The 24,728-nt window shown below is 44.8% G+C and carries 24 protein-coding genes; 14 read left to right on the plus strand and 10 right to left on the minus strand.

The window, feature by feature from the left end:
• Positions 1 to 193 precede the first annotated feature (193 nt).
• The 7 genes from zapA to Q9R25_RS00785 all read left to right on the plus strand — a co-directional run bounded on the left by zapA (position 194) and on the right by Q9R25_RS00785 (position 7,099).
• Positions 194 to 415 carry a cell division protein ZapA gene (gene zapA / locus Q9R25_RS00755; RefSeq protein WP_015881047.1) on the plus strand — a complete coding sequence of 74 codons (222 nt, stop codon included), beginning with the start codon at positions 194 to 196 and terminating at the stop codon, positions 413 to 415.
• 8 nt (positions 416 to 423) lie between these two features.
• Positions 424 to 960, plus strand: a complete 537-nt coding sequence (locus Q9R25_RS00760) for a CvpA family protein (protein ID WP_047795551.1) — start codon at positions 424 to 426, stop codon at positions 958 to 960.
• A gap of 67 nt (positions 961 to 1,027) precedes the next feature.
• Positions 1,028 to 2,722, plus strand: a complete 1,695-nt coding sequence (polX, locus tag Q9R25_RS00765) for a DNA polymerase/3'-5' exonuclease PolX (protein WP_311282691.1) — start codon at positions 1,028 to 1,030, stop codon at positions 2,720 to 2,722.
• A gap of 15 nt (positions 2,723 to 2,737) precedes the next feature.
• The gene (locus tag Q9R25_RS00770) at positions 2,738 to 5,092 is read left to right on the plus strand and encodes an endonuclease MutS2 (protein ID WP_311282692.1); all 2,355 of its coding nucleotides are present in this window, start codon (positions 2,738 to 2,740) and stop codon (positions 5,090 to 5,092) included.
• Positions 5,093 to 5,104: 12 nt separating this feature from the next.
• Positions 5,105 to 5,515, plus strand: coding sequence for a DUF350 domain-containing protein (locus Q9R25_RS00775; protein ID WP_031421322.1), 411 nt, complete (start codon positions 5,105 to 5,107; stop codon positions 5,513 to 5,515).
• Between the two features lie 255 nt (positions 5,516 to 5,770).
• On the plus strand, positions 5,771 to 6,604 hold the full coding sequence (locus Q9R25_RS00780; protein ID WP_311282693.1) for an EcsC family protein: 834 nt from the start codon (positions 5,771 to 5,773) through the stop codon (positions 6,602 to 6,604).
• Positions 6,605 to 6,634: 30 nt separating this feature from the next.
• Entirely contained in the window at positions 6,635 to 7,099 is a 465-nt protein-coding gene (locus tag Q9R25_RS00785; RefSeq protein ID WP_311282694.1) for a hypothetical protein, read from the plus strand.
• Between the two features lie 40 nt (positions 7,100 to 7,139).
• Here the strand turns inward: Q9R25_RS00785 and Q9R25_RS00790 are convergent, their stop codons facing one another.
• The gene (locus tag Q9R25_RS00790; RefSeq protein WP_311282695.1) at positions 7,140 to 10,364 is read right to left on the minus strand and encodes an ABC transporter permease; all 3,225 of its coding nucleotides are present in this window, start codon (positions 10,362 to 10,364) and stop codon (positions 7,140 to 7,142) included.
• On the minus strand, positions 10,357 to 11,049 hold the full coding sequence (locus tag Q9R25_RS00795; protein ID WP_196430389.1) for an ABC transporter ATP-binding protein: 693 nt from the start codon (positions 11,047 to 11,049) through the stop codon (positions 10,357 to 10,359). Before Q9R25_RS00795 ends, Q9R25_RS00790 begins: the two co-directional genes overlap by 8 nt.
• Before the next feature lie 153 nt (positions 11,050 to 11,202).
• Here Q9R25_RS00795 and Q9R25_RS00800 point away from each other — a divergent pair, with 153 nt between their 5' ends.
• Positions 11,203 to 11,403: a hypothetical protein gene (locus Q9R25_RS00800; protein WP_196430390.1), complete on the plus strand. Its 201-nt coding sequence runs from the start codon at positions 11,203 to 11,205 to the stop codon at positions 11,401 to 11,403.
• A gap of 73 nt (positions 11,404 to 11,476) precedes the next feature.
• Here Q9R25_RS00800 and Q9R25_RS00805 read toward each other — a convergent pair whose 3' ends face one another.
• Positions 11,477 to 13,321, minus strand: coding sequence for a DUF262 domain-containing protein (locus Q9R25_RS00805; RefSeq protein WP_311282696.1), 1,845 nt, complete (start codon positions 13,319 to 13,321; stop codon positions 11,477 to 11,479).
• 115 nt (positions 13,322 to 13,436) lie between these two features.
• Here Q9R25_RS00805 and Q9R25_RS00810 point away from each other — a divergent pair, with 115 nt between their 5' ends.
• The 4 genes from Q9R25_RS00810 (at position 13,437) to Q9R25_RS00825 (ending at position 18,095) form a co-directional block, all read left to right on the plus strand.
• Positions 13,437 to 13,769, plus strand: a complete 333-nt coding sequence (locus Q9R25_RS00810) for a nucleoside triphosphate pyrophosphohydrolase (protein ID WP_215244128.1) — start codon at positions 13,437 to 13,439, stop codon at positions 13,767 to 13,769.
• Positions 13,762 to 16,125, plus strand: coding sequence for a DEAD/DEAH box helicase family protein (locus Q9R25_RS00815; protein ID WP_311282697.1), 2,364 nt, complete (start codon positions 13,762 to 13,764; stop codon positions 16,123 to 16,125). The genes Q9R25_RS00810 and Q9R25_RS00815 overlap by 8 nt, the downstream gene beginning before the upstream one ends.
• 45 nt (positions 16,126 to 16,170) lie before the next feature.
• Positions 16,171 to 16,428, plus strand: coding sequence for a hypothetical protein (locus Q9R25_RS00820; RefSeq protein ID WP_078146508.1), 258 nt, complete (start codon positions 16,171 to 16,173; stop codon positions 16,426 to 16,428).
• A gap of 128 nt (positions 16,429 to 16,556) precedes the next feature.
• Positions 16,557 to 18,095 carry a hypothetical protein gene (locus Q9R25_RS00825; protein WP_074037576.1) on the plus strand — a complete coding sequence of 513 codons (1,539 nt, stop codon included), beginning with the start codon at positions 16,557 to 16,559 and terminating at the stop codon, positions 18,093 to 18,095.
• Positions 18,096 to 18,586: 491 nt separating this feature from the next.
• Here Q9R25_RS00825 and Q9R25_RS00830 read toward each other — a convergent pair whose 3' ends face one another.
• Together Q9R25_RS00830 and Q9R25_RS00835 are read right to left on the minus strand one after the other, a co-directional pair.
• Positions 18,587 to 19,480 (minus strand): S8 family peptidase, encoded by an 894-nt coding sequence (locus Q9R25_RS00830; protein ID WP_215244126.1) that lies wholly within the window; start codon positions 19,478 to 19,480, stop codon positions 18,587 to 18,589.
• 243 nt (positions 19,481 to 19,723) lie between these two features.
• On the minus strand, positions 19,724 to 20,155 hold the full coding sequence (locus Q9R25_RS00835) for a helix-turn-helix transcriptional regulator (protein ID WP_074037572.1): 432 nt from the start codon (positions 20,153 to 20,155) through the stop codon (positions 19,724 to 19,726).
• A 274-nt stretch (positions 20,156 to 20,429) separates the two neighbouring features.
• Here Q9R25_RS00835 and Q9R25_RS00840 point away from each other — a divergent pair, with 274 nt between their 5' ends.
• Positions 20,430 to 21,281 carry an SAR2788 family putative toxin gene (locus tag Q9R25_RS00840; RefSeq protein WP_074037570.1) on the plus strand — a complete coding sequence of 284 codons (852 nt, stop codon included), beginning with the start codon at positions 20,430 to 20,432 and terminating at the stop codon, positions 21,279 to 21,281.
• A gap of 15 nt (positions 21,282 to 21,296) precedes the next feature.
• Positions 21,297 to 21,776 carry a YxiG family protein gene (locus Q9R25_RS00845; protein WP_074037569.1) on the plus strand — a complete coding sequence of 160 codons (480 nt, stop codon included), beginning with the start codon at positions 21,297 to 21,299 and terminating at the stop codon, positions 21,774 to 21,776.
• A gap of 169 nt (positions 21,777 to 21,945) precedes the next feature.
• Here Q9R25_RS00845 and Q9R25_RS00850 read toward each other — a convergent pair whose 3' ends face one another.
• The 5 genes from Q9R25_RS00850 to Q9R25_RS00870 form a co-directional block, all read right to left on the minus strand.
• The gene (locus Q9R25_RS00850) at positions 21,946 to 22,308 is read right to left on the minus strand and encodes a DUF1304 domain-containing protein (protein WP_311282698.1); all 363 of its coding nucleotides are present in this window, start codon (positions 22,306 to 22,308) and stop codon (positions 21,946 to 21,948) included.
• 1 nt (position 22,309) lies between these two features.
• Positions 22,310 to 22,594 (minus strand): putative quinol monooxygenase, encoded by a 285-nt coding sequence (locus tag Q9R25_RS00855; RefSeq protein ID WP_026826548.1) that lies wholly within the window; start codon positions 22,592 to 22,594, stop codon positions 22,310 to 22,312.
• A gap of 27 nt (positions 22,595 to 22,621) precedes the next feature.
• Complete coding sequence (locus tag Q9R25_RS00860; protein ID WP_311282699.1) at positions 22,622 to 23,260, minus strand: nitroreductase family protein; 639 nt, start codon at positions 23,258 to 23,260, stop codon at positions 22,622 to 22,624.
• Positions 23,261 to 23,283: 23 nt separating this feature from the next.
• A complete protein-coding gene (locus Q9R25_RS00865) occupies positions 23,284 to 23,694 on the minus strand; it encodes a MarR family winged helix-turn-helix transcriptional regulator (protein ID WP_214737641.1) in 411 nt (136 codons plus the stop codon).
• A 107-nt stretch (positions 23,695 to 23,801) separates the two neighbouring features.
• The gene (locus tag Q9R25_RS00870) at positions 23,802 to 24,566 is read right to left on the minus strand and encodes a hypothetical protein (protein WP_311282700.1); all 765 of its coding nucleotides are present in this window, start codon (positions 24,564 to 24,566) and stop codon (positions 23,802 to 23,804) included.
• Positions 24,567 to 24,728 lie beyond the last annotated feature (162 nt).

A 24,728-nucleotide genomic window follows, 5' to 3' on the forward strand; every position in this document is an offset into this window, starting at 1 on the left:
GAATAGTTGATATTTTCGCACATTTTACGGAATGTTGCCACCTTCTCTTACAATTTTTCTAAAGAAAGACGTTTGACAACTGTTTAGAAGGGTATTAGAAAATGTTGTACATATCAAGGGAAGGGGCTTCTCCTTTTCCTAATATAAAAACGATGTTATGATTAATTCTGACAGACGTAAAGGAGGGGTGCGCGTGCAGTTACAACGAACAACGATTCACATTGCGGGTCAAGACTATACGATCGTAAGCGAAGAACCCGCTGACCATGTGAGGGAAGTAGGCTTTTTGGTCGACAGTAAGATCCGCGAAATTCGTGAACAATCCCCTCATCTAGATGCTCGTCAGGCAGCGGTCTTGGCTGCGATTCAAATCGCGAGCGACCACGTCAAAACTAAACGAAATATGGGAGAATAAATCAATCCATGGTTACGCTACTTATACTGTTTTTCTTGTTTATCGGAATCGTCAACGGCTTCCGTCGTGGCGCGATTCTACAGCTCGGCCATTGGGTCGCGCTCATCATCAGTTTTCTCGTCGCCAATACGTACTATAAAGAGTTAGCCGAAGCGTTCAAGCTGTGGATCCCGTATCCGTCTCAGCTCGACGGAACGCTCCCGGGTGGCGTGTTGGACCTCAATTCCCTTTCAGGGATTGAGATGACATTTTATAACGTCTTTTGGTTCGTCGTCTTGTTCCTCATTACGAAACTCGTCTTGCATCTCATCTTGGCGATGCTCGACTTCTTGACGGACTTGCCCATTTTGCGCCAATTAAAAGGTGTGATCGGAGCTGTCCTCGGATTCTTCGAGGCATATGTCATCACATTCTTCATCCTTTGGGTGATTGCGTTCGTGCCGATGGCGAGCGTACAAAACGCCGTCGACAACTCGTCGCTAGCGACATATATCATTCAAGACACGCCATATCTATCAGATTGGTTTTCAAATAAGATGTTGTGACACGACAGGCCGGAATGCAAGCTAGTGCTTGTGTCTCGGTCTTTTCTGTGTGAAGAGGGGGAAGCATATGAATAAAGTAGAAGCGATGATGTTGCTCGAAAAAATCGCGCAATATATGGAGATCAAAGGGGAGAACCCGTTTAAAATCAATGCGTTCCGCAAGGCGGCGACAGCGCTCGAGAACACGGACCTTGAACTCGAGGACATCGACGACTTGACGTCCATCTCAGGAATCGGGAAAGGGACGGCTGCAGTCCTTGAAGAGTATCGAGACACAGGACGCAGTGAAGTACTTGAAGCACTGCAAGAAGAGATTCCGTTCGGTTTGATGAAGCTCTTGAAAATTCAAGGGCTCGGTGGGAAGAAACTTGCTAAACTCCGTGAAATCGGTGTCGTCGACTTGGAGTCGCTCATCCGTGTACTCGAAGACGGGACGGCTGCATCACTACCCGGTTTCGGGGCGAAGAGTGTGGAGAAATTACTCGCCGCCGCGAAGAACCTCGAATCACGTCCAGAACGATTGGCTTATGCAGTCATGCGACCAATCGTTGAAGAAATCAATGAGGTGTTAGAGAAGGAGACGCTCGTCTTGCGTCATTCGGTCGGAGGAAGCTTCCGCCGTGCCGAAGAGACGTGTAAAGACCTTGACTTCATCATCGCGACCGAGGAGCCGATTGAGCTACGTGAGAAGCTGCTCGCTTTGCCGTTCATCAACGAAGTGATTGCGGCAGGCGAGACGAAAGTCTCGCTCGTCCTCGAACGTGAAGAGATGGTATCGGTCGATTTCCGTATGGTCGAGCCAGGCGCGTTCGCTGCGACGCTTCACCATTTCACGGGATCAAAAGACCACAACGTCCGCATGCGCCAACTCGCGAAAGCAAAAGGAGAGTCCATTTCCGAATATGGGGTCGAGACAGCAGACGGATTGTGGCAACCGGAAACCGAAGAAGAACTGTTCGAACGGTACGGTCTCCCATTCATCCCGCCTGAACTTCGGGAAGGGCATGCAGAGTTTGAACACGACTTATCGAAGCTCGTCACGCTCGATGATATCAAGGCTGACGCGCACATGCACACGGTCTGGTCGGACGGGAAGTTGACCGTCGATGAGATCGTCGTGGCGATGAAAGATCGCGGCTATGAATGGATGGCCATCACCGACCACGGGAAGTATTTGACGTTCGTCAATGGCTTGACCGAGGAACGACTCGAGGCACAAGGGGAAGAAATCCGAGAAGCAGCGAAGACACATGACATGAACGTGTTACGAGGCGTCGAGATGGATATTCGTCCTGACGGGACACTCGACTATGAATCCGAGTTTCTAGAGACGCTCGATTACGTCGTCGCCTCCATCCATTCGAAGATGGACCAATCGGTCGACGAGATCATGGCACGTCTCGAGAACGCCTGTCGTTCCCCGTATGTGAACGTGATTGCCCATCCGACAGGTCGACTCATCGGTCGTCGGGACGGTTATCCGATCGACGAGGACAAGTTGATCGCACTCGCCAAAGAGACAGGGACGGCGCTCGAATTGAACGCCAACCCGAACCGGCTCGACTTGACAGCTTCTACGCTGAAGAAAGCGAAAGCAGCGGGCGTCAAAGTGATGATCAACACCGATACGCACCACCCAGATATGATGGAAGACATGGCCCTCGGTGTGTTGCACGCACGGAAAGCCTATCTCGAACCATCGGATATTATCAACTGCTTCACGTTTGAAGACGCCAAGGCGTTCTTTGCGGCGAAGCGATAGAAAGGAACATGCTAGATGGACCACGCGTTACGCGTATTAGAATATGAAAAATTGCGCCAACAGCTTGCCGGTCACGCGGCGAGCTCGCTCGGAAAAGATTTGGCGCTGAAGATGCAACCTGACTACTCATACGACCGGGTGCTCTCGAATTTGAACGTGACGAAAGAGGCGACCGAGGTCGTTCGTCTCCGTGACCGTCTGCCGCTCGGTGGGCTCACGGATGTCCGTGCGGAAGTGAAACGGGCCGCAATCGGCTCGGTCCTCTCGACGAGCGAATTGCTCGCCGTCGCCGCCGTCATGTATGGCGGACGCCAAGTGAAGAACTTCTTCGAGAAGCTTCATGAGGATAACGAAGAGATTCGTATTCCACGCCTTGACGAGTATGCGGATAAGTTGACGAAGCTCATCGAGGTCGAACAGGCGATTCGTCATGCGATTGACGACCAAGGGACGGTCCAAGATTCGGCGAGTTCACAACTCCGTGGACTTCGGACACAGCTCCGGAGCTTTGAAGGCAGTGTCCGGTCACGCATCGACAACATCCTCCGCAACAATGCGAAGATGCTCTCGGACGCCATCGTCACAATCCGGAACGACCGCTATGTCGTGCCGGTCAAACAAGAGTACCGCCAGGCGTTCGGCGGGATCGTCCATGACCAGTCAGCTTCTGGCCAGACGCTCTTCATTGAGCCGCAGGCCATCGTCTCCATCAATAACGAGATTCAAGAAGTTCGTCTGAAAGAACGTGCTGAGATCGAACGGATTTTAAGTGCTCTCTCGAACGAGGTCGGTGGGGTCCATGATGCCATCATGACGAACCTCGACGTGTTGGCCGGACTCGACTTTATCTTTGCGAAAGTCGCATACGGACAAGAGATGAAAGCGACCGAGCCAAAGTTGAATGACAATCGAGAAATCAAGTTGAAACAGGCACGTCATCCGTTCATCCCGAAAGATGAGGTCGTACCGATCACGGTCGAGCTCGGAGAAGACTACACGTCACTCGTCATCACCGGACCAAACACCGGCGGGAAAACCGTCACGTTGAAGACGATTGGACTCCTTCAGTTGATGGTACAATCAGGTCTCTACGTGCCGGCAGAGTTCGGTACAGAGCTTTCCGTGTTTGACGCGGTCTATGCCGATATCGGGGATGAGCAATCGATTGAACAGAGTCTTTCGACGTTCAGCTCGCATATGACAAACATCGTCGGCATGCTCGACAAAATCGACTTCATGTCACTCGTCCTCTTCGATGAGCTCGGTGCCGGGACGGATCCACAAGAAGGAGCTGCCCTTGCCATCGCCATCTTAGATGAAGTGAAACGCCGCGGGGCACGTGTCGCTGCGACGACGCACTACTCGGAACTGAAGGCATACGCTTATAACCGCGAAGGTGTCATGAACGCCTCGATGGAGTTTGATATCGAATCGCTCAGCCCGACGTACCGTCTCTTGATTGGCGTACCGGGTCGCTCGAACGCCTTCGAGATCAGTCGTCGTCTCGGACTGTCTGAGCAAGTCATCGACAAGGCACGTAGCCACGTCGGTAGTGATGCAGAGTCAGTCGAATCGATGATCAATGAGCTTGAAGCAGCGAAACAACGCGCCGAGCAGCTCGAGCAAGAGCTCATCGTCAAGCGCCATGACTTCGAAGAAGAGCAGGCGGCGTTTGAGGCGAAGATGACCGAATTCGAGCGCGAACGCGACAACTTGTACAGCGCGGCCGAGGCGAAAGCCGAGAAGGCCGTCGAGCAGGCGAAGCGTCAGGCGAACGAAGTCATCGACCGCTTGAAGAAACTCCGAGAGCAAGGAATCGTCAAAGAGCACGAGATTATCGCGGCGAAGAAAGAGCTCGAATCGGCAAAACCGACGCTTCAAGAGAAAAAGATCCAAAAAGTGAAACAAAAAGCCCAGCAGAAACGTACGTTCAGTAAGGGTGAAGAAGTGAAAGTGACGACGTTCAATCAAAAAGGCTACATCGTGAAACAAATCAATGACAATGAGTATAACGTCCAAGTTGGCATCATGAAAGTGAATGTTAAAGCGGACGACCTTCAGAAGATCGGTCCATCGAAAGAGAAGTCGCTTCAGTCGAAAGGGAGCTCGCTCAAACGTCAGAGCTCGACGAAGTCCGAGCTCGACCTCCGTGGCGTTCGTGTCGAAGAGGGGCTTATGCGTCTAGACAAGTATATCGATGAAGCACTCGTGTCGGGCTATGACAACGTCCGCATCATCCACGGATTAGGTACCGGAGCGATGCGTCAGGCGACACAAGAATTTTTAAAAGGACATCGTCACGTGAAGAGCCAGCGCCCGGGAGGAATGGGCGAAGGTGGACTCGGTGTCACGGTCGTCGAACTGAAGTAAGGGGAGTCGGGAATGGGTACGATTACGTTTGCCGTTATGCTGGAGTCGTTCGGCCTCTATTCGATGGCGGGACTGATGATTGTCGTCGGTCTTGCCATCTTCGAGGTGACAACGCCGTACAGCAACTGGCGTGAGATTCAAAAAGGAAATATTGCCGTCGCCTTGGCGACAGGCGGGAAGATTGTCGGTCTCGCCAACATCTTCCGGGTCGTCGAGAGCCATCATGATAGCACAATCGACATCTTCGTCGGGGGTGGTTTCGGATTCATTTTGCTCCTCGCGACATACTGGTTGTTTGAATTTTTGACACCGACACTGAAGGTGAACGATGAGATTCAACAAGGGAATATCGCCGTCGGGTTGTTGGCATTCTTGCTGTCGATTGGGGTCTCCCTCGTCGTCGGCGCGGCATTGGTGAGGTGAAGACATGGTATACGAACGATTGGCAAAGATTTTGTTCATCGGGGCCGGGCTGTTCTTAGTGGCAGCGGCACTATGGTATATCTTTTATTGAGGGAAGAGGGAGAATCCGTTTGGATGCTCCCTTTTTTTGATTTCAGGGACCTTGAATATAAAATATATGGGTGAAAGGAAATTTTTTTACAATTCGTGTGAGGAAATCGATATACTAAAACTAGATTATGGAACGAGATACATAAGAAGGTTGAGGTGTAGGTCATGGCGAACGGGTCAGAAGTGTTTGAAGTCTTGATGACGAATGCAGTGAAATTGCCTGGAGTGAAAGTAGATCGAAAAGAATTTTTAGCCCAAAGTTTCAGTAAGTACGTGCCAGCGACTCAGTTGGCAGAGGTTGTCGAGAAGGGACCGCTTGAAGCAAAGGTCCCTCTTTCAGTCATCAAAAAAGTAGCGAAGCGAAATATTACCAATCAGACGATGAAAAGTTCGAGTGCATCGTTTGCAGCCGGGCTACCTGGAGGCATCGGTCTTGCTGCAACGATTCCTGCCGATACAGCACAATTCTTCGGTTTCGCCCTCCGTTTGGCGCAAGAAATCGGGTATTTGTATGGATACGATGATTTTTGGGAAGATGGGAAACTAGATGTCGAACGGGTGAATGGAGAATTGATTCTCTTTTTAGGTGTCATGTTCGGAGTGGGCGGCGCGACGGCTACGATCAAAGCGTTATCTGCACAATTATCGAAAGAAGCTTTGAAAAAGATCCCGAACAAAGCATTGATGAAAACGGTATACTATCCAATCATCAAGAAAATGTCAGCTATGATTGGCGTGAAGATGACGAAAGACACGTTCGCCAAAGGAATCTCGAAGATGATCCCACTCGCAGGTGGTGTCATCTCAGGAGGGATCACATACTCATCGATGACGAAGATGGGTAATCGTCTCATGAATACGCTTGAAGAAGGCGTAAACATGACGGAAGCGGAGTTTGTTGAAAGTGTGGAAGAAGTGAAACGAGAGAACCTTGAGATTATCGAAGGGGAATTCATAGAAATCGAAGAGATTTTACGTCAAGAAGGGGAAATCATATAACAAGTTGTTGTGTTTTTAAGGGGGGATCTCATGAAACTAGATTTACACTACTTGATGTCGACCGAACGCTACGTACTCGACATGGAATCGTTTCAGATGAAGAATGAGGCGTATTACCCGTTAGAGTGGACATTTTATGGAGCGGCGAATCCGACGATGCTCCTCACATGGGATGCCGAGCGCGACCGCATCCGAGTTCGCTTCGAACAGTACGCCGTCTTTTTAGGGACACAAGAAGAGCACGGAATGAAAGAAGACGGATTATGGAACGAGCATCCGATTGTAAAACTGTCCGCATCACGCCTGATGTCATTCGCCAGTGAACGGATGGCGATTCATCCGGTGAACCGTAACCGTGGCGCGCTCGCGCATTATGTCATCCGTACGATCGAGCAGGAGTTTCATGTGTTGGCGTATGAAGACCCGACCGTAGAAAACCTAGGAAAAGTCGGGGACACAGGAGTACGTGTCGAAATCGTGAAAGAAGCCGAATGAAAAACAACGTCGCCTCGACTCCGGGGCGACGTTGTTTCGTTTACGGCACGTCAATTTTGACGGTATACACTTTCGGCATGGCGTCACTTGACGCATACAAGACGAGCGTCTTTTCTTTCTCTGGGACGAGGAAGACTAAATCAATTTCGGATTTCTCGCCTGTGAAATAACGAAAACCATTCTTGAACGCTTTCTTATTGTGGTTGACCAGATCGACTGGACTATATTTTGTCCCGTCTGGTGTGTACATACGGAATCCGTTTGGACGATATTCCATATAACCACCTTGACCGTCATCTGAATGGAAGAGGGAGAGCGGGAGACTCACGAATCGCTTACCATCTTCCGATTCAGTTCCATCCGGTGAAGCGAAGACGGGTTGTCCAACTTGGAATTCACGCTTCTTCATTTGTGGATCTCCAATAAACGTTTGGAACGTGCCGAGGTTCATGATTTTTTGAAGATCATCTTCTTTTGGTGTTGTGTCTTTTGCTTCTTTCGGTTTATCAGCTTTTAAATCAGCCTGTTTCGCACCCGTCGTCTGCGCAGTCGGGACCGGTGTCGCTTTCGCCTCTTCCGTGACCGGTTTGACTTCTGGTGACGTGAAGACGAACAAGCTGATGATCCCAACAACGAGTGCCGTCGCCGTCGTCCCGAGGACGAAGCGGAATCGTTTCTCGACTTGCTTTTGGTTGACGACATGCCCACCAATCGCTTCAGCCGGTGTGATGCGTACGGCACGTTCAGCCGGAAGCAGTGCACCTAAGACACCTGTCACGACCGGGATGAAGATGGTCGCAAACAAGAATGGCAGCTCTGACGTCGGGAACTGTTGATACATGATCGTGACGATGACGATGGTGAACGTCACACCGAGTAGTCCGGCGAAGAATCCGGTTAGCGCACCTTCCGTCAAGACGAGACGACGGATGGACGTGTTCTGCCAACCGAGCGCTTTCAAGACGGCGAGTTGCGGTTTTCGTTCGGAGACGTTTTGCCACATGATTTCGGTCGTCGTGAGCATCGCAATCAGTAAGGCGACCCCCATGGCAACGTAATGCATCGTCCCGACTTCTAGTGCCACGAACTCCCCGATCCACGTCGTGTACAAGACGCCTTGGAGACGGAACGTGACGAACAAGAAGAAGCCGAACAGACTCGTCGGTAAAGCGATGGCAAGAATCGACAACAACGTCCGTGGCCAATACGTCACGAGTTGGTTCAAGCTCATACCGACGCTTGAGCGAGAGCGGCCGAGACGTCGTCCTTTTGAGACTTCACCGGACTGCATCGTCTCATATGGCTTGATGCGACGGACGAGCCGGATCGGGATGAGTGTCCCGAGCCAGTATATCAAGAGTCCGGCGAGTCCAATTAATAAGATACGGGTGATCGATGTCGAGCCAGCCGCCGTCCAAAGGAACGTTCCGAGAATCATCCACGAGATGAGCGCTACCATCGACCCGAGGATCGTGGCTTCTAAGAATAACAGTTTCGACAGCTGACTCGGCCGCCAACCGAGCGACAAGAGGATGGCGAACTCTTTCTTCCGTGCGTACAGCATGATGATGTTCGAGCTGAATACATATAGCATCGCGACGAGGATGACGCTCGCGACGACACCGGAGAAGCCGAGTTTCGCTTCCTGGAAAATCGTGATTGACGACCCGATTTTAATCCATGGCTGCTGAATCCAACCGAGCGAACTTTCTCCTTTAAGTCCAGGGAGATAGGTGACGGCGTATTGTGGAGACGAACCGAGCGTGACGTCCGTGATGAGACCGGTCTTGTCTTCAATCTCCTTCGCGACTGCTTGGAGCTTCGCTTCACTTTCTTCGTTCAAGACGTCCACGCCTTTCACGTTGACGCGAATGGCCGAGATGGCCTTGTCACCGGCGATGGCGAACGCCGCGTCGAGTGTCGTCAACATTGACGGTGGTTTCGTCAAGAAGCTATATGGGTTATTCGTCGGTTTGACAGTCGTCGGTGGGTTGACCGGCTCATCCTTCGAGTTCATGACCCATTCGGCGCTTGCCGGGAAATACGTCTCCATCGGGAGTTCCGTCAACGGATCTTTTGACAACTTCAGTTTCGATGGGTCGAATAAGCCGATGTAGTTATATTTTACTTTCGGTGCATCGTTAAGGTCTTCTGCGTATAAATTGGACTTACGATACATACTTTCTTGACCATACTTCACTTGACCCTCAGCGAGGAACGGTTTGATTTGATACGAATACGGCCAACGTTTCGGGAACGGGCTCGTCACGCCTTCATAGACAAGAGGTGATGCCTTCTCGGAAAGCCAAGTGTATTCCACGGTGAGACGAGGATCTTGTGGCTGCGGTTTTCCCTCTAAAATGTGTTTCGTGATATTGTCGTGCATTTGTTGGGCTGTAAAGTCGTATGAGGCGACTGTCGTGCCTTTCAAGCTATCTAGATACTCCCCTTTCCCTTTCTCGAGATAGGTTTTGATAAACGCCTCTTGGTCGCTCGTATCGGCATCGACTTCTTCGATGGTGTAGTTGATCGAGGCATCGACGTAGTCTTTTGTACTCATCAAAATCGGGATTGTCGTGATGTCTTCATCGTAAGGCTCTGGGACATCCTCTTCATTGAAGTAACGACTGAACGCTGTCGCTTGTACGGCATCGTCTAACCCGACGAGTTTCGCTTCGGCGACCGGGTCAATCCCGGCGAGCATGACATCACTTCCGTAACTGAGTGGGAATTCTTCATATAGGGCGGTCGGACCGATGCCGATGTGAGTGGAATCACCGTTTGGCATCCAGCCGACCCAAAAGTAGGCTTTCAAGTCTTGGAAGTCATTGATTTTTTCAATGCCTGTATCGATGAGTGTGTTCATCTTAAGGCGATAAAGACCCGCTTTATCAAACGTGTGCGTTTGCGTGAACGAGCTCGAATAAGTCGACCCAATCATGGCGATTGGTGCCGCGACATCAATGTCGGCAATCTGTTGAATCGTTTCGTACTGTTCGCGCGTGATCCCGCCTTCGAGTCCGCTCATATAGTTCGGTTCGAGCAGGTTCAAGTCCTCGGTCACACTCCGGCTGCCTTCTGGACGCACGACGATGTGATAAGACGAGTCCCAACGTTTTTGCAGCTCGTTGACGACTGTCCCATTATTCGCCTGGGTCACGCCGAGAAGATAGCTGAGCCCGGTACTGACGATGAGCATCCCGACCATGAGCAGGATGAATCGTTCTTTATTCCGCCACCATGAATTCCAAATGAACTTAAGCATGATGGACGTCGCTCATGGCGACGACCTGCCCGTCGCGCATCTCGATTTTTCGGTTGGCTCGATCGGCGAGTTCCGGGTCATGGGTGACGAATAGGACGCCACATCCGTTCTCGCGATTCAAGCGGATCAATAGGTCGAAGATGACGTCACCCGTGTGCGTATCTAAGTTCCCCGTCGGCTCATCGGCGAGGAGCCATTTCGGACGGTGGATGAGGGCGCGGGCGACGGCGACACGTTGTTGCTGACCCCCGGACAGTTGGGAGGGCAACGAATCGACTTTGTCAGCGAGACCTACTTCCTTCAATAATTCGAGCGCACGTTCGTGAACGTCGTAATCGACTTTTCGTCCGAAGAGCGGGGACATGACGTTCTCAAGTGCTGTCAGTGTCGGGATGAGATGGAACTGTTGGAAGATGAAACCGATATTCTCGAATCGGAAGTCCGCGAGCTGTTTCGCAGATAGCGTCGAGATGGGTTCGTCGTTGAAGAGCAACGTGCCCTCTGTCGGGCGGTCGAGTGTACCGATCAGACTTAGGAGCGTCGACTTCCCAGACCCCGATGGTCCGATGATGGAGATGAAATCTCCGTGTTCGAAGCGAAGGTTGATGTCTTTTAAGGCGACCGTTTTGACGTCACCCGTATCAAAGCGTTTTGTTAAATGTTCGCATGTGAAGTGATAAGCCATACCGTTAAATCTCTCCTTTACCTATGTTATAGTGAAAATATGTAAGAGGACGTAATATTCTGACTATTTTCAGATTAGAGGAAAAACATTCCAATGTATAGCTGTATTTTTTTCAAATGGGGAACGGGTATAGAAGAGTGAGGAGGAGAGAAGATGAAATCATTCGAAATTGAATTCCATTTAATTAACGAAGAAGTGCTGACGTATATGGTGGAGGCGGATACGCGATATGAGGCATTAGAGTCGATCTTTCAAGTGTTTCGACATGCGAGCGATGGCTTCGTACAGTTTGAGGATGAGTTGATTGTGATGTTGGATCATGTGGCGTATGTGAAGGCGTTTGAGGTGGATTGACAAAATAAAAAGAAAAGTGAAATGATATCACTTTTCTTAAATACATATCTTAAAGAATTGATAATGAAGTTGGTCATTTGTTAGTGAGGACTGCTTCTAAGTACGCTGCAAGTTTTTCAGATCGCTTCAGAATTAATTCTTTTGTCCAATAAACACTTGAAGAAGATTCATCCATAAACAAATAGCTATTAATTTTTTCGAATTGTTGTACTTCTTTTCCAGACTTCATCGAAGAGATTAAACGACCTGCTAATACTTGAGTGGTCCAAATTGATGAATCTGCATATACAGATCTCTTCTGATCAAATTGTTTATTGGAAAGTGAAGAGTTTTCATCGTTACCGATAAGTGCAAAATTACCAATTCGATTCACGTATTCTTTATATTCTTCTAAGTCTTCAAAGCCGGAACCTTCTATCAGTTCATTACTAATTGGTGTTCTTGGCATGATGTGTTCCAAAGTGACCTTTTTATTTCGGTTTGACGTTAGAAGAACGGTGTTATCGGAATGACCATAAGCTTCGATGAAACGGAGCAAGTCGTAACCTTTTTTATTGTAGTTTCCTCTGGTGTTCTCAAATTTTCTAGCAAATACAGCTTCTTTTGCAAGCTTAGCTTTCTCTGAAATTCTTCTTTCTAACTCACTTACGAATTGATGATAAGCTTGGTCTTGCCCTTCTCGCTTTAAGTTTGCATTATATTTTTTTATCAACGAAGGTATTTCAGCTTCAATATAGTTAGTTTGCGTATAAGAGAAAATAACACTTGCACCCAATCGAATTGCCAAATCAACAATCTCTGATTTTCTTTGTTCTGATTCATTGTAGAATGGAATGAGGATTGTTTGTGCCTGTTTTAAGTTCAAAAGTTTGAATAAAACATTGAGTAAATGAGTATTTTTAATGAATCCTTCAAACTCTTTACGTTCTAATTTTCCGTAAGTGTATGAAACATCATGCATCTCTGAAACGATTGATAAAACTTCTTCCTTAGATGGATTTAGTTCTGAATAATAGTTAAAGAGTTTATCTTTACGAATGTTTTCTCCAGTGGTTCCTACTAAATAATGCTTTAGGAAGGTTGAAGATTCAACTTTTCTTTTGGGACTGAGTACGAGGTTGTTGTTAAACTTTTTCCACATCTCAGTAAACTTATCTCGTTCATCGTCACTATAGAAATCTTTAGCAAGATTTTTTAAAAGCATGTTTTTTATTAAATCTAGTGGTTCTAAATCTTTCCCCCTGTTATTCAAGATTTCAAATAATTGAAATGCTTTAGATAATGTCGGTGCAGTAGTTACAATTAACATGACTTTATGTTTTATGTAGTTTACAAATTTCAATAATTTCTGATCATCTAATTTAGCGAGTTCTTCTTTTAATACATCATATACTTCTTCAATTTGAGTAGAAGTTTGAGATAGGTTTTTCGAATTAGAATCTGGGCGAATAATGTGCCGATAAGTACTACCAAATTCTAAGCTTTTGTGATGCTGTATTTTAGAAGTTTTAAAATTTGCATCATCGTCAAATAATCCATACCCTTTGTTTAATTCACCTCGGACATTCATCCATTTTTGAATTGTATCAAAGCTGCTTTTATTCTGATGTAAACGATAATCAATTGTTTCTTCTAGAACTTTATATAGTAACGAAAGGGTTGTAAGTCTCTGTTGACCATCAATCACAATTTTGTTTGCAGGTTGGTGATCATTGTTAATCAACACGATATTTCCCAACAAATAGCCGTCTAATAACGAACTTTCCTTTGTAAATTCTTCTGTGTCTTCATTAAAATCTTTAAAGAGCTGTGTAACTTCTTCTTCCCCCCATACAAAATCTCTTTGGAAATCAGGAATTTCGTAAATAAAATCATTATTAAATACGTTAAATATTGATTGGATTTCTGAAGTAATCAATTAGATACAGCCTCCTATTTCATAAAACAAACCTTCAAATAATTGGGTATAATGAAAGTATAGTATTTTAATAGAAATTGATCTACCGCAATGCATGCAGAAAGGGTTGAGAATAATGAGGAAAGAGTACAATAAATTAATCCGTGACCGCATTCCTGAAATTATTCACGAATCAGGAAAAATCCCGATTGTGAAGCAACTTACTCAAGCCGAACACTTTGAGCAAGCACGTTTGAAACTCTATGAAGAAATCAAAGAGTATGAAGAGACGAACATTGATGAAGAGTCTCTTGAAGAGTTAGCTGACATTTTGGAGTTGGTCTATACACTTGGAAACATGCATGGGGCAGACTTCGATGAATTGAATCAGATTCGTGAAGAGAAACGCAAAAAACGTGGTGGTTTTGAAAAGGGGCTATTTTTAGAAGAGGTCCTTGATCATGAGTGATTTACGACTCCATACGAGCAATCTGGGCATCCCTTTACAAGAACACATAGACGCGGCGACTGAAATTTATATGGTCGTCGCGTTTGCTCAAGTGTCGGGAGTGAAGGAATTATATTCTTCATTAAAACAAGCGAGTGAAAGCGATGCTCAAATCAGAATTTTGGTAGGAGACTATCTGTACCTCACCGATCCTGATGCACTGGATATTCTATTACAAATACCGAATATTGAGCTCCGGCTATACCGCTCAAAAGGAAGGTCGTTCCATCCAAAGGCATATTTGTTCCGAACAATGGAAAGCGGTACATTTTTTGTTGGTTCCTCGAATTTATCGCATAGTGCGCTAAATCATGGTGTGGAGTGGAATGTTGAGATTCCTTCAAGTGTATCAGAGGAGGTTTTTGAGGAGTCAGTCGCTGCGTTCCATGAGTTATTTTATAGTGAATATGCGCAAATGATGAATCCAGTCTCGTTACAGTCTTATCGCGAAGAGTATGAAGCGCGAAAGGATCGAATGAAGGAGCTGGAGGTCGCTGAACACTCTCCCGTTTACATAGAAGATGATTCGATTACACCGACGTCTGTCCAAGATGCGGCATTGTTGGCACTCCGAGAGACGATGGCGGAAGGTCGAAAAAAAGCGATGCTCGTTTTGGCGACTGGATTAGGAAAAACGTATTTAAGTGCATTTTTTGCTCGTCAATTCAAACGTATCCTTTTCGTTGCGCATCAAAAGGAACTTTTGTTACAGGCAGAAAAGTCATTTCTCAATGTGGCAACGGATTGGAAGACAGGATTACTCCTTGGAGGTGAATCACGAAATCAAGAAACTGCTGATGTCGTGTTCGCCTCGATTCAAACGTTAGCTTCGAAGCAAAGAATGGAGCAATATGACCCGGAGCAATTCGATTTGATTATCGTGGATGAGTTCCATCATTCGGCTGCTCCTTCCTACCGTCGGGTGCTAGATTATTTTCAACCAAAGTTCTTACTTGGTTTGACTGCAACACCTGACCGATTAGACGGAGGAGACGTATATGCACTTTGTGATGATAACGTCGCTTTCCAGATGCACTTTACGGAAGCGATTGAAGAATCGTTTTTAACCCCGTTTCATTACGTTGGAATTTATGATGAAATCGACTACTCTCAGATTCGTCTTATCAATGGACGTCGTTACGATCAAGAAGAGTTATTGGCAGAACAGTTAAAAGAAAGTGTTGCCGAGAAGATTTACAAGGCTTGGTCAGAACATCATCAATCGAGAGCACTAGGATTTTGTTCTTCCGTTGTACAAGCTGAATATTTGGCGGATTATTTTAGGAGACAAGGAGTGCAGGCGGTAGCGCTTCATAGTCAGGCCGAGTATGATCGCACCGAAGTGATTACTCAGTTAAAGCATGGGCAATTGGACATCATTTTTGCAGTGAATTTATTTAATGAGGGTGTCGATATCCCTGAAATCGATACGCTATTGTTCTGTCGTCCGACAGAATCATTGACAGTGTTCACCCAGCAAATCGGACGAGGACTACGTCTATCAAAAGGAAAGACGCATTGTACAATCATCGATTTGATCGGGAACTATAAAAATATTGATAAGAAACTGGCGCTATTGACGACAGACGGTCCAGATTCACTGAAGAAGGTTCCAACATCAAATAGCTTACCTACTTCGTGTACAATCGAATTTGATTTAGAGACTGTCGATCTTTTGAAGAAAATGATGATTCGTTCTTCGACACGACATCAATTATTAGAACGAAATTATTTCATGGTGAAGGAAGAGCTAGGGAGACGACCGACCTACCTAGAACTAATTCAACGAGGCGAATATTCATTGGAGGCGTATCAATCCGAAAGGAAGCACTTTAGTGGCTTCTTCGGCTTTTTAAAGAAGATTGGTGAGTTAACAGACGGTGAGTTAAGTGTTTTTGAAAATATGTATCCTCTTTTGTATGAAGTGGAGGATACAAGAATTACAACAAGTTATAAGATGGTTGTATTATCCGTCATGTTAGAGCGGGGAAAACAAATGTGGTACACTCCTTTGAAAGCATCTGATGCAGCTTATCCGTTTTATGATTACTTGACGAGTGTGCCTTATCGTCAACAGATTGATGGAAAGACAAAAGACTTTCAGCAACCTTTCCATCAACAACGGATTGAAAAATTGTTGGTGCGGATGCCATTCGATAAAATTGCCAAAGGACCGTTTTATGTAGAAAATGAAAGCCTACATATCGAATTCAATGAAGCGCTCCGCAATCCGGTAGTTTATGAATGGGTGAGCCAGATTGTAGAAGTTCGCTTACATTACTACTTCAGTCGGAAAGCACAACGATCATCAGATTGATTGATTTAGTGATGTTGAATGAAAAATTAGAGAGGTGGGGATAAGGTGAAACGCCTGTTACTACGTAAAATCCAATTCGCCCTCCAACACCACGGTGGGACAGCATCTTTAAAAGACATTTATGCGTATGTCGAAAAATCATACTATCAACTCGAACTCGATCGATATAAAGATTGGAAAGGGCACATCAATAAACAGATTCGTGCGCATTCCAGTGATTCGGCGAGCTTTACCGGAAAAGAAGACCTCTTTTATTCCACGGGAAATAAAGGCATTTGGGGTCTTAGACAATCCAATAACTAACGAAAGCGGGACCAATTTCACTTGGTTCCGCTTTCAATGTTTACAAAACATCACACCCTATTGTCACACAATGTTCATTCCTGTACACTTCGATATTGTGTGCTAAAAATTATGTTAGGGGTTAGTCAATGGAACTTGTACAGCAATTATCTCAAATGCAACTCATCAACCAATTCTGGTTGCTTATGGCCTTCGTCATTCCAATGGTCATTTTATCTCGTATGGTCGTGGCTGGGACGCGCTTCTCACCGATCCTCGTCATCGTCATCTTCGGTCTCGGTCTCGGATTCGGTATGGTCGAGCTCGGTATCGCGACGCCGGGTCTTCCTGAATTCCCGCTCGTCGACTTCTTGTCACGGACGACGATCATTGCGTTAGTCGTTTCATTCTTCGTCGGCGGACAAGAACTTCGTAAAATCTTGAGTAAACAAGAGCTCGACATGGAGGACATCGTCATTCCTGCCAAAGAGGAAATGTTCCTCGGGACAGGACGTACGCAGTTCATCTTCATCCTTCGTTCGTTCTTCTTGCTCGTCGGTTTGGAAGGGTTCTTCCGTATGGCAATCGAGCCAGGTACGGCAGAAGGGATTGCGCTTTACTACCCAATCCTCGCACTCCTCGGTCTTGCCGTGTCGTTCTTACTCATCGACCATAAAGCACAAATTCAGGACAAGAAAGTATACATGCAAAAAGGTCTTATCGAGACAGTTCTCTTGCTTGTCATCTTGTTCGTTTCGTTCTTGATTGCGACAGCGATTCAGCCAATTATCGCACTTCCGCAAATCTTCTTCGCGATGTTGATTTCGTCAGCACTCGGTGCCATCTTCCATAACTGGACGTATGGACCGACTGTCCGCGCGCTTCTCTTCGCAGGGATTCCGGTCGTCTTGGCTGCCAACTTCATGGTCGGGGGTTCAAGAATCGGTGACGCGTTCGCAATCGAAGGCATGAATTCGATTCTCGTGTACGGTTTCTTCGGTCAGTTGTTCTGGATGTTCGGTGGAATCGCACTCATCATGTGGTTCGCTCGCACGGGTCACATCCGTAACCTCGCACCAGGTATGGCAGGTTCACTTTCACACAGTGGTCTTACAGGAGCGTGTACGGCTGGTGACTTCGGTCAAGTAGCAGCGAAACGTGCGCCAATCATGATCAACATCCCGTTCTTCGGACATATCTTCGTATTCTCCATCCTCGCGGTCAGTGCCGACAACGGTGCTCTCTGGATTTGGCCGACAGCCATCATCGTCTTGGTCGGTCTCGTACTCACTGCGCTCGCGTTGAAAAACTTACGCGCGGCGAACGGGGAAGACTTCAAAGAAGTCAAAGCCCTTATGCAGTTCTCGTTCGGGTGGCAGATGATGGCCGTCTTCGGTGGTCTCGTCATCTTGACGTTCAGCACGATCGCATTTGACTACACGACGATGGCACAATCGTCAGCGATCTCGCACTTCGGCTTGTTCGCAGCGGTTCAAGGTGGAATGTTCGGGACGGAAGCCTCGCTTCTCATCCCGCTCATCTTCTCGATGCCGTTCCTCGTGCACCCAATCGTCTTCTATATGTTCGGGAAAGCGCTCGACAACAATGGCGAAATGCCACGTGTGCCGGTATATGCGATGGCGCTCGTTGGTGTCGTCGGTGTATCTGCAGCGATTTTCGCCTTATAATAGGACTCCGCTCTGACTTCGGTCAGGGCGGTTTTTTTGATGAAATCGATATGATGAACAATTAACTGTGAAGAGGGGGAACGTGTATACATAGTCGCTCATTACTTTAGTTGAATGAATTGTAATTAGAGTGTGGATTTTAAATAATCTTATAGATGAGCTTGACTAAGCAGTCATAATCTACTTCAAAGAACTATATTTTATTCAATTTATAGGTGAAATTGTGACTTGCGCAAACAAATTAAAGTTGTAAAGAAATCTCGTTTACTATGAAAAAATATTTTATTTGTACAAGACGAAAGAACATTTCGATTTTCTATACAAATTAGTACTGAATCCACTGTAAAAAGTAAAACAGAGAACCATTCATTGTTTGAGGTGATGATTTTCTGTTGAATAGCATTTAAAAAAATAATAAGTCACGATACTCTGATTAAATGCAAGTTAGATAATAATCATTTTAATATTTTTAAACGCACTATAAAGTGTTTTTAATTTTCGATGTATTGAATCAATCCATTTCCATACTGATTAATTGGACCTAAATTTATAGAGTTTTGCTCTAATTTTGCTATTAAGTTTTTTCTTTCTTCATTGTTGAGTAATAAGGAAACAACAGCAGTGGCATATGCGGTTGAAAAAGATGTTCCTGATTGAGATTCGATTTTACCGTCTAGGTTTAGAACAGGCACTTCCACTCCTGGTGCTACAAAATCGACTTTTCCTTTAGCGGCATATGCATAGATTGATTTATTTTTATCAATAGCAGAAATAGATAGTACTTCTTTATAGCGGGCGGGGTAATCTGTCGATAAACCGAGTGTATTACCAGCAGCTGCTAAGATTATGATTCCGGCATCGTGGGCCCTCTTAATAGCATTCTCTAAAGTTTTATCATGATGGGAAAAACCGTAGCTCATGTTAATGATATCTACGTTTTGTTTTATAGCCCAATCAATTCCTCTAACTGTATTATCAAGTTCTCCGTTTGCTTGGTCATCTAAGGTTTGAACATCATACAAATGTATATTCTCGTTGATTCCAATCTTTGAATTTTCAAAAGAGGTAGCGGCGATGATACTTGCAATCATAGTTCCGTGAGGATGTATAGCTGAAGTATTCGAAGAACTATCTAGCGTATTATACTGTTTGATAACGTACTTATGTAATTGAGTAATATCACTATTGATTCCTGTATCCATTATCGCAATCTTAATTGGTTGTTTAGAGGATGATAATTTGTTTTTTGTTAACGAAAGAGCACAATGCGTCCAATTTTGTTCACACTCCATTCCTTGCTTGATATTCGTTGAACGATCACTCCCTGTTACGATTGTTGAAATCAAAACTACTACTGCTAGAGTGCATATTTTTAGTTTGATCATATTGATTTTCCTTTCTGAGTAAAACTTAATACTGAATAAAAAAACGCTATTTTAAAGTTTATATTGAGTCTTTCTTTTCTTAAATTACTTCTTTATATTTTTTTGATAATTGTTTGTTTCATTCTTAATTTAAAGAATCTGAATATACCAAGGCTACTACACAATTTGATAACGTGTTTTACCAACTATCAGTTCGTACGATGAGATTCATGAAAAAGTAAGAGAAGATAGTTATTTTAAACACTAGATATAATAAGTAGAGTGGATATTTTTAATTAAAGCCATTAAGGATAAAAACGTAAGTAATAAACGATGTTCGTCTGTTCTTTTCATAAAAAAAAGTACTGCTGCCAACGTGATAAATCCGAAAGGCGCAAGAAAGTAACTTGCGACAATGGTCAAAACCAATGCACAGTGTCTCATCTCAGATCGAACACTATTTTTTCGGACGTTTATTTTCTCTTCAGTAAGAACTGAATTTTCAAGAATATTGTCTAAAGAAACGTTATAGATTTCACAAAGTAATTTCAAATTTTCAATATCTGGTATAGATTTACCATTTTCCCATTTGGATACTGCTTGCCTGGTGATGTTAAGTTTGTCAGCAATTTGCTGTTGTGAATATTTATTTTCTAATCGTAACTGTTTTAATCTCTTTTTCAATTTACAGTTCATAACTCTTTACACCCCTTAAAAGACTGATACGACAACAATGCCACTATTAGTTTACATTAAAAAAACCAATGAGGAACCGATAGTTTCTTTTTTGAAAAGCTAGTATAGTTCAGAATGATTATATGATTTGTAAGATAAATACATTGAATAAAGATGGGGGAGGGAGTAATTTTATTGGAAATAGTCACTGCTATTTTCTTTTCTTATTTTGTCAAACAAATCAGTACGATTATTTATTAGGGTTATTCGATTTTAGAAAACAGGGGGATATATTATGAGAAGTTTAATAACAAAATTAATTGTAATTACATTAATATTTAGTTCAGTAATCAGTGGTTCCAACGTTTCGGCATCAGATTCAAAAAAATCAGAGATAAATATAATCGAAGAAAAAGTTCAAGAAATCCAGAGTAATCCGTCTTCTACAGAAGATATTGATGTTCAAGAAGAGTTAGGGTTGAATGATGAAAATTTGGACATGAAATTATTAACGTCAGGTTCTCAAGATGTCCTAGTAAATTCGAATATTGAAATCGATAATCAAAGTATTGAATCGAATATTATTTTTAATGAAGAGGATTTAGAGATTAAGGCTACTATCTCTTCAAATGATACTGAAAATAGTATTAAAGAAGTTTATACTGTAGAAATCAATAGGATCGAAGGGGAGAACTTCGAGGGGGAAATCAGGAGCTTAAATAGTGGTGAAACATTTTCTGTAAATACGATTGAAGCTTCTGCATCTGTACTTCCGGCTCTAATCCCGCTTATTCTTAGAGCTGGTCTGCAATACGTGATTAAGCATTACGGTAAAAAAGTCGCTATGCAGGCTATGATTGATTTAGGAGTTTCACAAATTACAAAAGCGTATGGTGGAGTAGTTAAAGATGCTAAAAATGGTAAAGGTAAGGTAATTACGATACCAAATAAGAAGCAAGAAATTGTTATTCGATTAATGGAAGCTGGATCCGGTGGGCGTAAAGAAGCATATTGGAGAATGTCTGTCGGTAACAAGGCGTTAAACCGAGCCGGTAACTTTTCGAATAACGCTTCTGAAACTCACATTACATTGCAAGAGTCATCTCCATCAACCATTATTTCGCTTATAAAAAAATTTAAAAAGTGAATGAGGTAAGGGAAAATGAATGAGAACGAAATCAAAATGAATGAGTCTTTAGAATTCTTGGTCAACGGTTGGGAAATTGCAAAGTTAGATATCGATTACTTCAATGAGACGATTACACTCTTGGTAGAAAGTGTAAAACAGCAATCTATATTAAAAACACGAGTTTCTTTCAAAGAGGTTCTTTCATACTATGTTTATCAAGAAGAAGTCGTTTATAATGAAGATCCTTATGAAACGTATAGACTTAACAACCGTGAGAAAGATGATAGTTCCTTCGTCAGCGAGATTGGTTATCACCCAAATGGATTTGCACACATAAAAATTAAGAGCTTAGATTCTGAATTAACAGCGATTGAAGAAATAACATCAAAGACTAACTTATATTTTCAAGTGAACAACAAAGATCATTTCTTTATCGAATGCAATGTCATTGAAATCAATGACGAGACTTTTGAAGACTTGATTCAAACGAGCGATAGTTTAAGAATTACTTAATACTTTTCCAGTCATACAAGGAACGGATGTCTACTAATGATGGCTATCTACCTTTTCTTGAAGAAATACCTGTCGAAACTGTTGTTATCAAGAATCTTTCCATTGTACTGGAACGATGACACTCAATAAAAAAGCGTCCGACCATTTCTCAGGTCGGACGCTTTTTCTGTCATAAGATCACCATCGAGATCAACGTCAAGATGGCAAGCCCACCTTGTGTCAGAATAATCTTCTTGTCACTCGTGATACTGCCATATAGGGCAACGAGAATGATATAGGTCAGCATCATGGTGACAATCTCGACCGGGTTGGGGGAAAGATAGAGTCCGTACAAGAGCCCGACTCCGATCAATCCGTTATAGACGCCTTGATTTTTGAACAAAACCGACACCGAGTCTCTCGTTAGCTCGTCTTTCGACATACGGAAGACGCGTGACGTCGACGAGGATGCCGTCGCAATCGTCTCTAAATAGAAGATATAGAAGAATTCGATGGCGACAAGCGTTCCGAGCACAAGGGTGAGCATCGACATATTAGTTGACCGCTGCTACTTGCACGACCGGTTTCGCTGACACGTAGTTCGCCACGTTTTGTGCGAAGTTGATGAGGACTGGGTTTTGGTTGTGCTGCTCGAGAGCGGCTTGGTCTTCCCAGTTCTCGATCATGACGAAACGGTTCTCGACAGATGTTGACTCGTATAGGTCATATCCGACACAGCCTGCTTCTTGTTTTGATGAGTCGATCAAGACTTGGATGTCACGCAAGAAGTTCTCGCGTTGTGAAGCTTGGATATCGAATGTGGCGTTGACTAAAATCATGGTTGATTCCTCCGATTGTTTAATGAATTATTTGAATGATGTGACCGTTTGAGCGTCAAGACGGACTGATTCGTAACCTTCTTCTGCTGCTTTTCCGACAGACAAGATCATGACAGGTACATAACGGTCTTTGTCGAGACCGAACGCTTCAGCGAGCTGGTCTTTCTCGAAACCACCGATTGGGTTCGTGTCATAGCCGTGTGCACGTGCTGTGAGCATGAATTGCATCGCTGCGAGACTCGCATCGATTTTCACGATGTCGTTCATTTCTTGTTTCGAGAGGTTTTTGTAGTAAGGGATGATTGCGCCGAGCTGTTGATCACGAACTTCTTGTGGCATTTTGCCTTCTGCGACCGCTTGATCGTAGATTTGTTCGCCGTACTCGTAGCACTCCATGTCTCCGAAGATGAGGAGCATCGCAGAAGATGAATCGTTTTGACGCGTGTTGAAGCGGATGAGCGGCTTGAGCGTCTCTTTCGCTTCTGGGCTTTCGACGACGACGAAGCGCCATGGTTGCATGTTGACTGATGATGGAGCTGTCGTTGCTTCTTGAATCATCTCGAGCATCTCTTCTTGTGAGATTTTCACGTTCTCGTCATAAACACGAATTGATTTACGACCGAACATAACGTCTGTAAATGTATTGTTTTCGAATGTAGTTGCCATTGGTGAATTCCTTCTTTCTCTGTTTAGGTGTGACTGTTCAATTTTTGAAGCAGTCCGGATAAGTGTTGAATCTCTTCAGCGGACAAGGCTTGTAAGACGAGGTGGTTGGCCTGTTCGTCTCGTTCGCAGTGCCCGAGGTCTTGCTCTGCTTTCTCTGTCACGCGGACGAACATCTCGCGATGGTTCTCCGCGTTCCGCTCTCTGACGACATATCCTTTCTCTTCAAGGATTTTCAAATGTCGGGTGATGGCGGCATTGTCGATTTTCATTTCTTCTTTAATAACGCGTTGCGAACAAACGCCTCGTTCTTTGACGACTTGTAGCATCTCGTAGCGGGTCAGGCTGAATCCTGTCTCCCGTTCGAACGACGATGCGACGTTTTGTTCCGCCAACTTGATTTGGTAAAGTAATCGGCTGATTTCACGTAGATCCATTGCGTCCCACCTTTCTCAATTGACTTATCAATCGTTGACTTGTCAAACGATACAACGTTTTGGATTGCCTGTAAAGTCAAACGCTCAAAAAAAGACGACACCGAAATTTATCGTGTCGTCTCCTCTTCGATGGGAGTGCCATCAAATCGATATTCTGTCGTGAATGTCGTCTCGTCGAATCCATACATTCGGTCGAAGGCATTCAAGTCCTCAATCGTCCGCACGTCGAGGAAGGATGGGTCGATGTCAGACGCTTTGCGCGTGAACATCATGTACCGTTCTGTGTAATCGTCATTTCCTCCAGGCTTCCCGTCGAACGAGAAGTGAATCCAATAGACATCGGATTCCACTTCTCGCATGACATCGAGAATCCGTTGTTTCTGTTCGTCCGTATTGTTCCAGTCTTCATGAAACATGATCGAGACGTCGAGATACGTCTTCGGATTTGTTTCATAAATGGACGTCGGGGTCGGGGAGACGTTCGCTTGCGCATCATCCGACACACCAATCGGCACCTCCGCACGGACGGTCTCTTCCTCTTTTAGGATTCCTTCCGATACGAGCCGCTCGTGAATCGTTCGTTCAGCCTCACGTTCCCAATACGTCTCGAGCACGTTGTCATGGATGGAGCCGTCACTGTACGTCTCGAGAAAATAAGTGCCGGCGAATGGTTCGTTCGTCAATGTCACTTTCCCGACATAACCTCCCATCTTCCAATCGCGTGACAGCTCGATATCGGGTTGTTCGTTGTACGTTTCCTTCACATACGCGGTATAAGTCTCCCGTGCCTCTGACTTTTCAAGAGTCGTATACACGAAGAGGCCGCCAGCGAGAAGACCGACAATCACAGCTGCTATGATTCGTTTTTTCATCATTTCGTCACCTCTTTCCCAATGTACCTGATATGTTGAGAATAAACCTCGGTCCAAAGTCTTATTCAAATCATTTCCATTTCGCTGTAAACTAAAAGTGCCCTCAAAGAACTATTGTAATTGCGTGTACTAATACATATAATACACTTAAAGAGTAACATT

Origin of the sequence: Exiguobacterium sp. BG5(2022) (assembly GCF_031844365.1) — a bacterium.
Lineage (GTDB): Bacteria > Bacillota > Bacilli > Exiguobacteriales > Exiguobacteriaceae > Exiguobacterium > Exiguobacterium profundum.

Bases quoted from the DNA above. Each gene is read 5' to 3' on its own strand.
- Q9R25_RS00760 (WP_047795551.1), top strand. From the start codon at position 424: ATGGTTACGCTACTTATACTGTTTTTCTTGTTTATCGGAATCGTCAAC.
- polX (WP_311282691.1), top strand. From the start codon at position 1,028: ATGAATAAAGTAGAAGCGATGATGTTGCTCGAAAAAATCGCGCAATAT.
- Q9R25_RS00770 (WP_311282692.1), top strand. From the start codon at position 2,738: ATGGACCACGCGTTACGCGTATTAGAATATGAAAAATTGCGCCAACAG.
- Q9R25_RS00775 (WP_031421322.1), top strand. From the start codon at position 5,105: ATGGGTACGATTACGTTTGCCGTTATGCTGGAGTCGTTCGGCCTCTAT.
- Q9R25_RS00780 (WP_311282693.1), top strand. From the start codon at position 5,771: ATGGCGAACGGGTCAGAAGTGTTTGAAGTCTTGATGACGAATGCAGTG.
- Q9R25_RS00785 (WP_311282694.1), top strand. From the start codon at position 6,635: ATGAAACTAGATTTACACTACTTGATGTCGACCGAACGCTACGTACTC.
- Q9R25_RS00790 (WP_311282695.1), bottom strand. From the start codon at position 10,364: ATGCTTAAGTTCATTTGGAATTCATGGTGGCGGAATAAAGAACGATTC.
- Q9R25_RS00795 (WP_196430389.1), bottom strand. From the start codon at position 11,049: ATGGCTTATCACTTCACATGCGAACATTTAACAAAACGCTTTGATACG.
- Q9R25_RS00800 (WP_196430390.1), top strand. From the start codon at position 11,203: ATGAAATCATTCGAAATTGAATTCCATTTAATTAACGAAGAAGTGCTG.
- Q9R25_RS00810 (WP_215244128.1), top strand. From the start codon at position 13,437: ATGAGGAAAGAGTACAATAAATTAATCCGTGACCGCATTCCTGAAATT.
- Q9R25_RS00815 (WP_311282697.1), top strand. From the start codon at position 13,762: ATGAGTGATTTACGACTCCATACGAGCAATCTGGGCATCCCTTTACAA.
- Q9R25_RS00825 (WP_074037576.1), top strand. From the start codon at position 16,557: ATGGAACTTGTACAGCAATTATCTCAAATGCAACTCATCAACCAATTC.
- Q9R25_RS00830 (WP_215244126.1), bottom strand. From the start codon at position 19,480: ATGATCAAACTAAAAATATGCACTCTAGCAGTAGTAGTTTTGATTTCA.
- Q9R25_RS00835 (WP_074037572.1), bottom strand. From the start codon at position 20,155: ATGAACTGTAAATTGAAAAAGAGATTAAAACAGTTACGATTAGAAAAT.
- Q9R25_RS00840 (WP_074037570.1), top strand. From the start codon at position 20,430: ATGAGAAGTTTAATAACAAAATTAATTGTAATTACATTAATATTTAGT.
- Q9R25_RS00845 (WP_074037569.1), top strand. From the start codon at position 21,297: ATGAATGAGAACGAAATCAAAATGAATGAGTCTTTAGAATTCTTGGTC.
- Q9R25_RS00850 (WP_311282698.1), bottom strand. From the start codon at position 22,308: ATGTCGATGCTCACCCTTGTGCTCGGAACGCTTGTCGCCATCGAATTC.
- Q9R25_RS00855 (WP_026826548.1), bottom strand. From the start codon at position 22,594: ATGATTTTAGTCAACGCCACATTCGATATCCAAGCTTCACAACGCGAG.
- Q9R25_RS00860 (WP_311282699.1), bottom strand. From the start codon at position 23,260: ATGGCAACTACATTCGAAAACAATACATTTACAGACGTTATGTTCGGT.
- Q9R25_RS00865 (WP_214737641.1), bottom strand. From the start codon at position 23,694: ATGGATCTACGTGAAATCAGCCGATTACTTTACCAAATCAAGTTGGCG.
- Q9R25_RS00870 (WP_311282700.1), bottom strand. From the start codon at position 24,566: ATGAAAAAACGAATCATAGCAGCTGTGATTGTCGGTCTTCTCGCTGGC.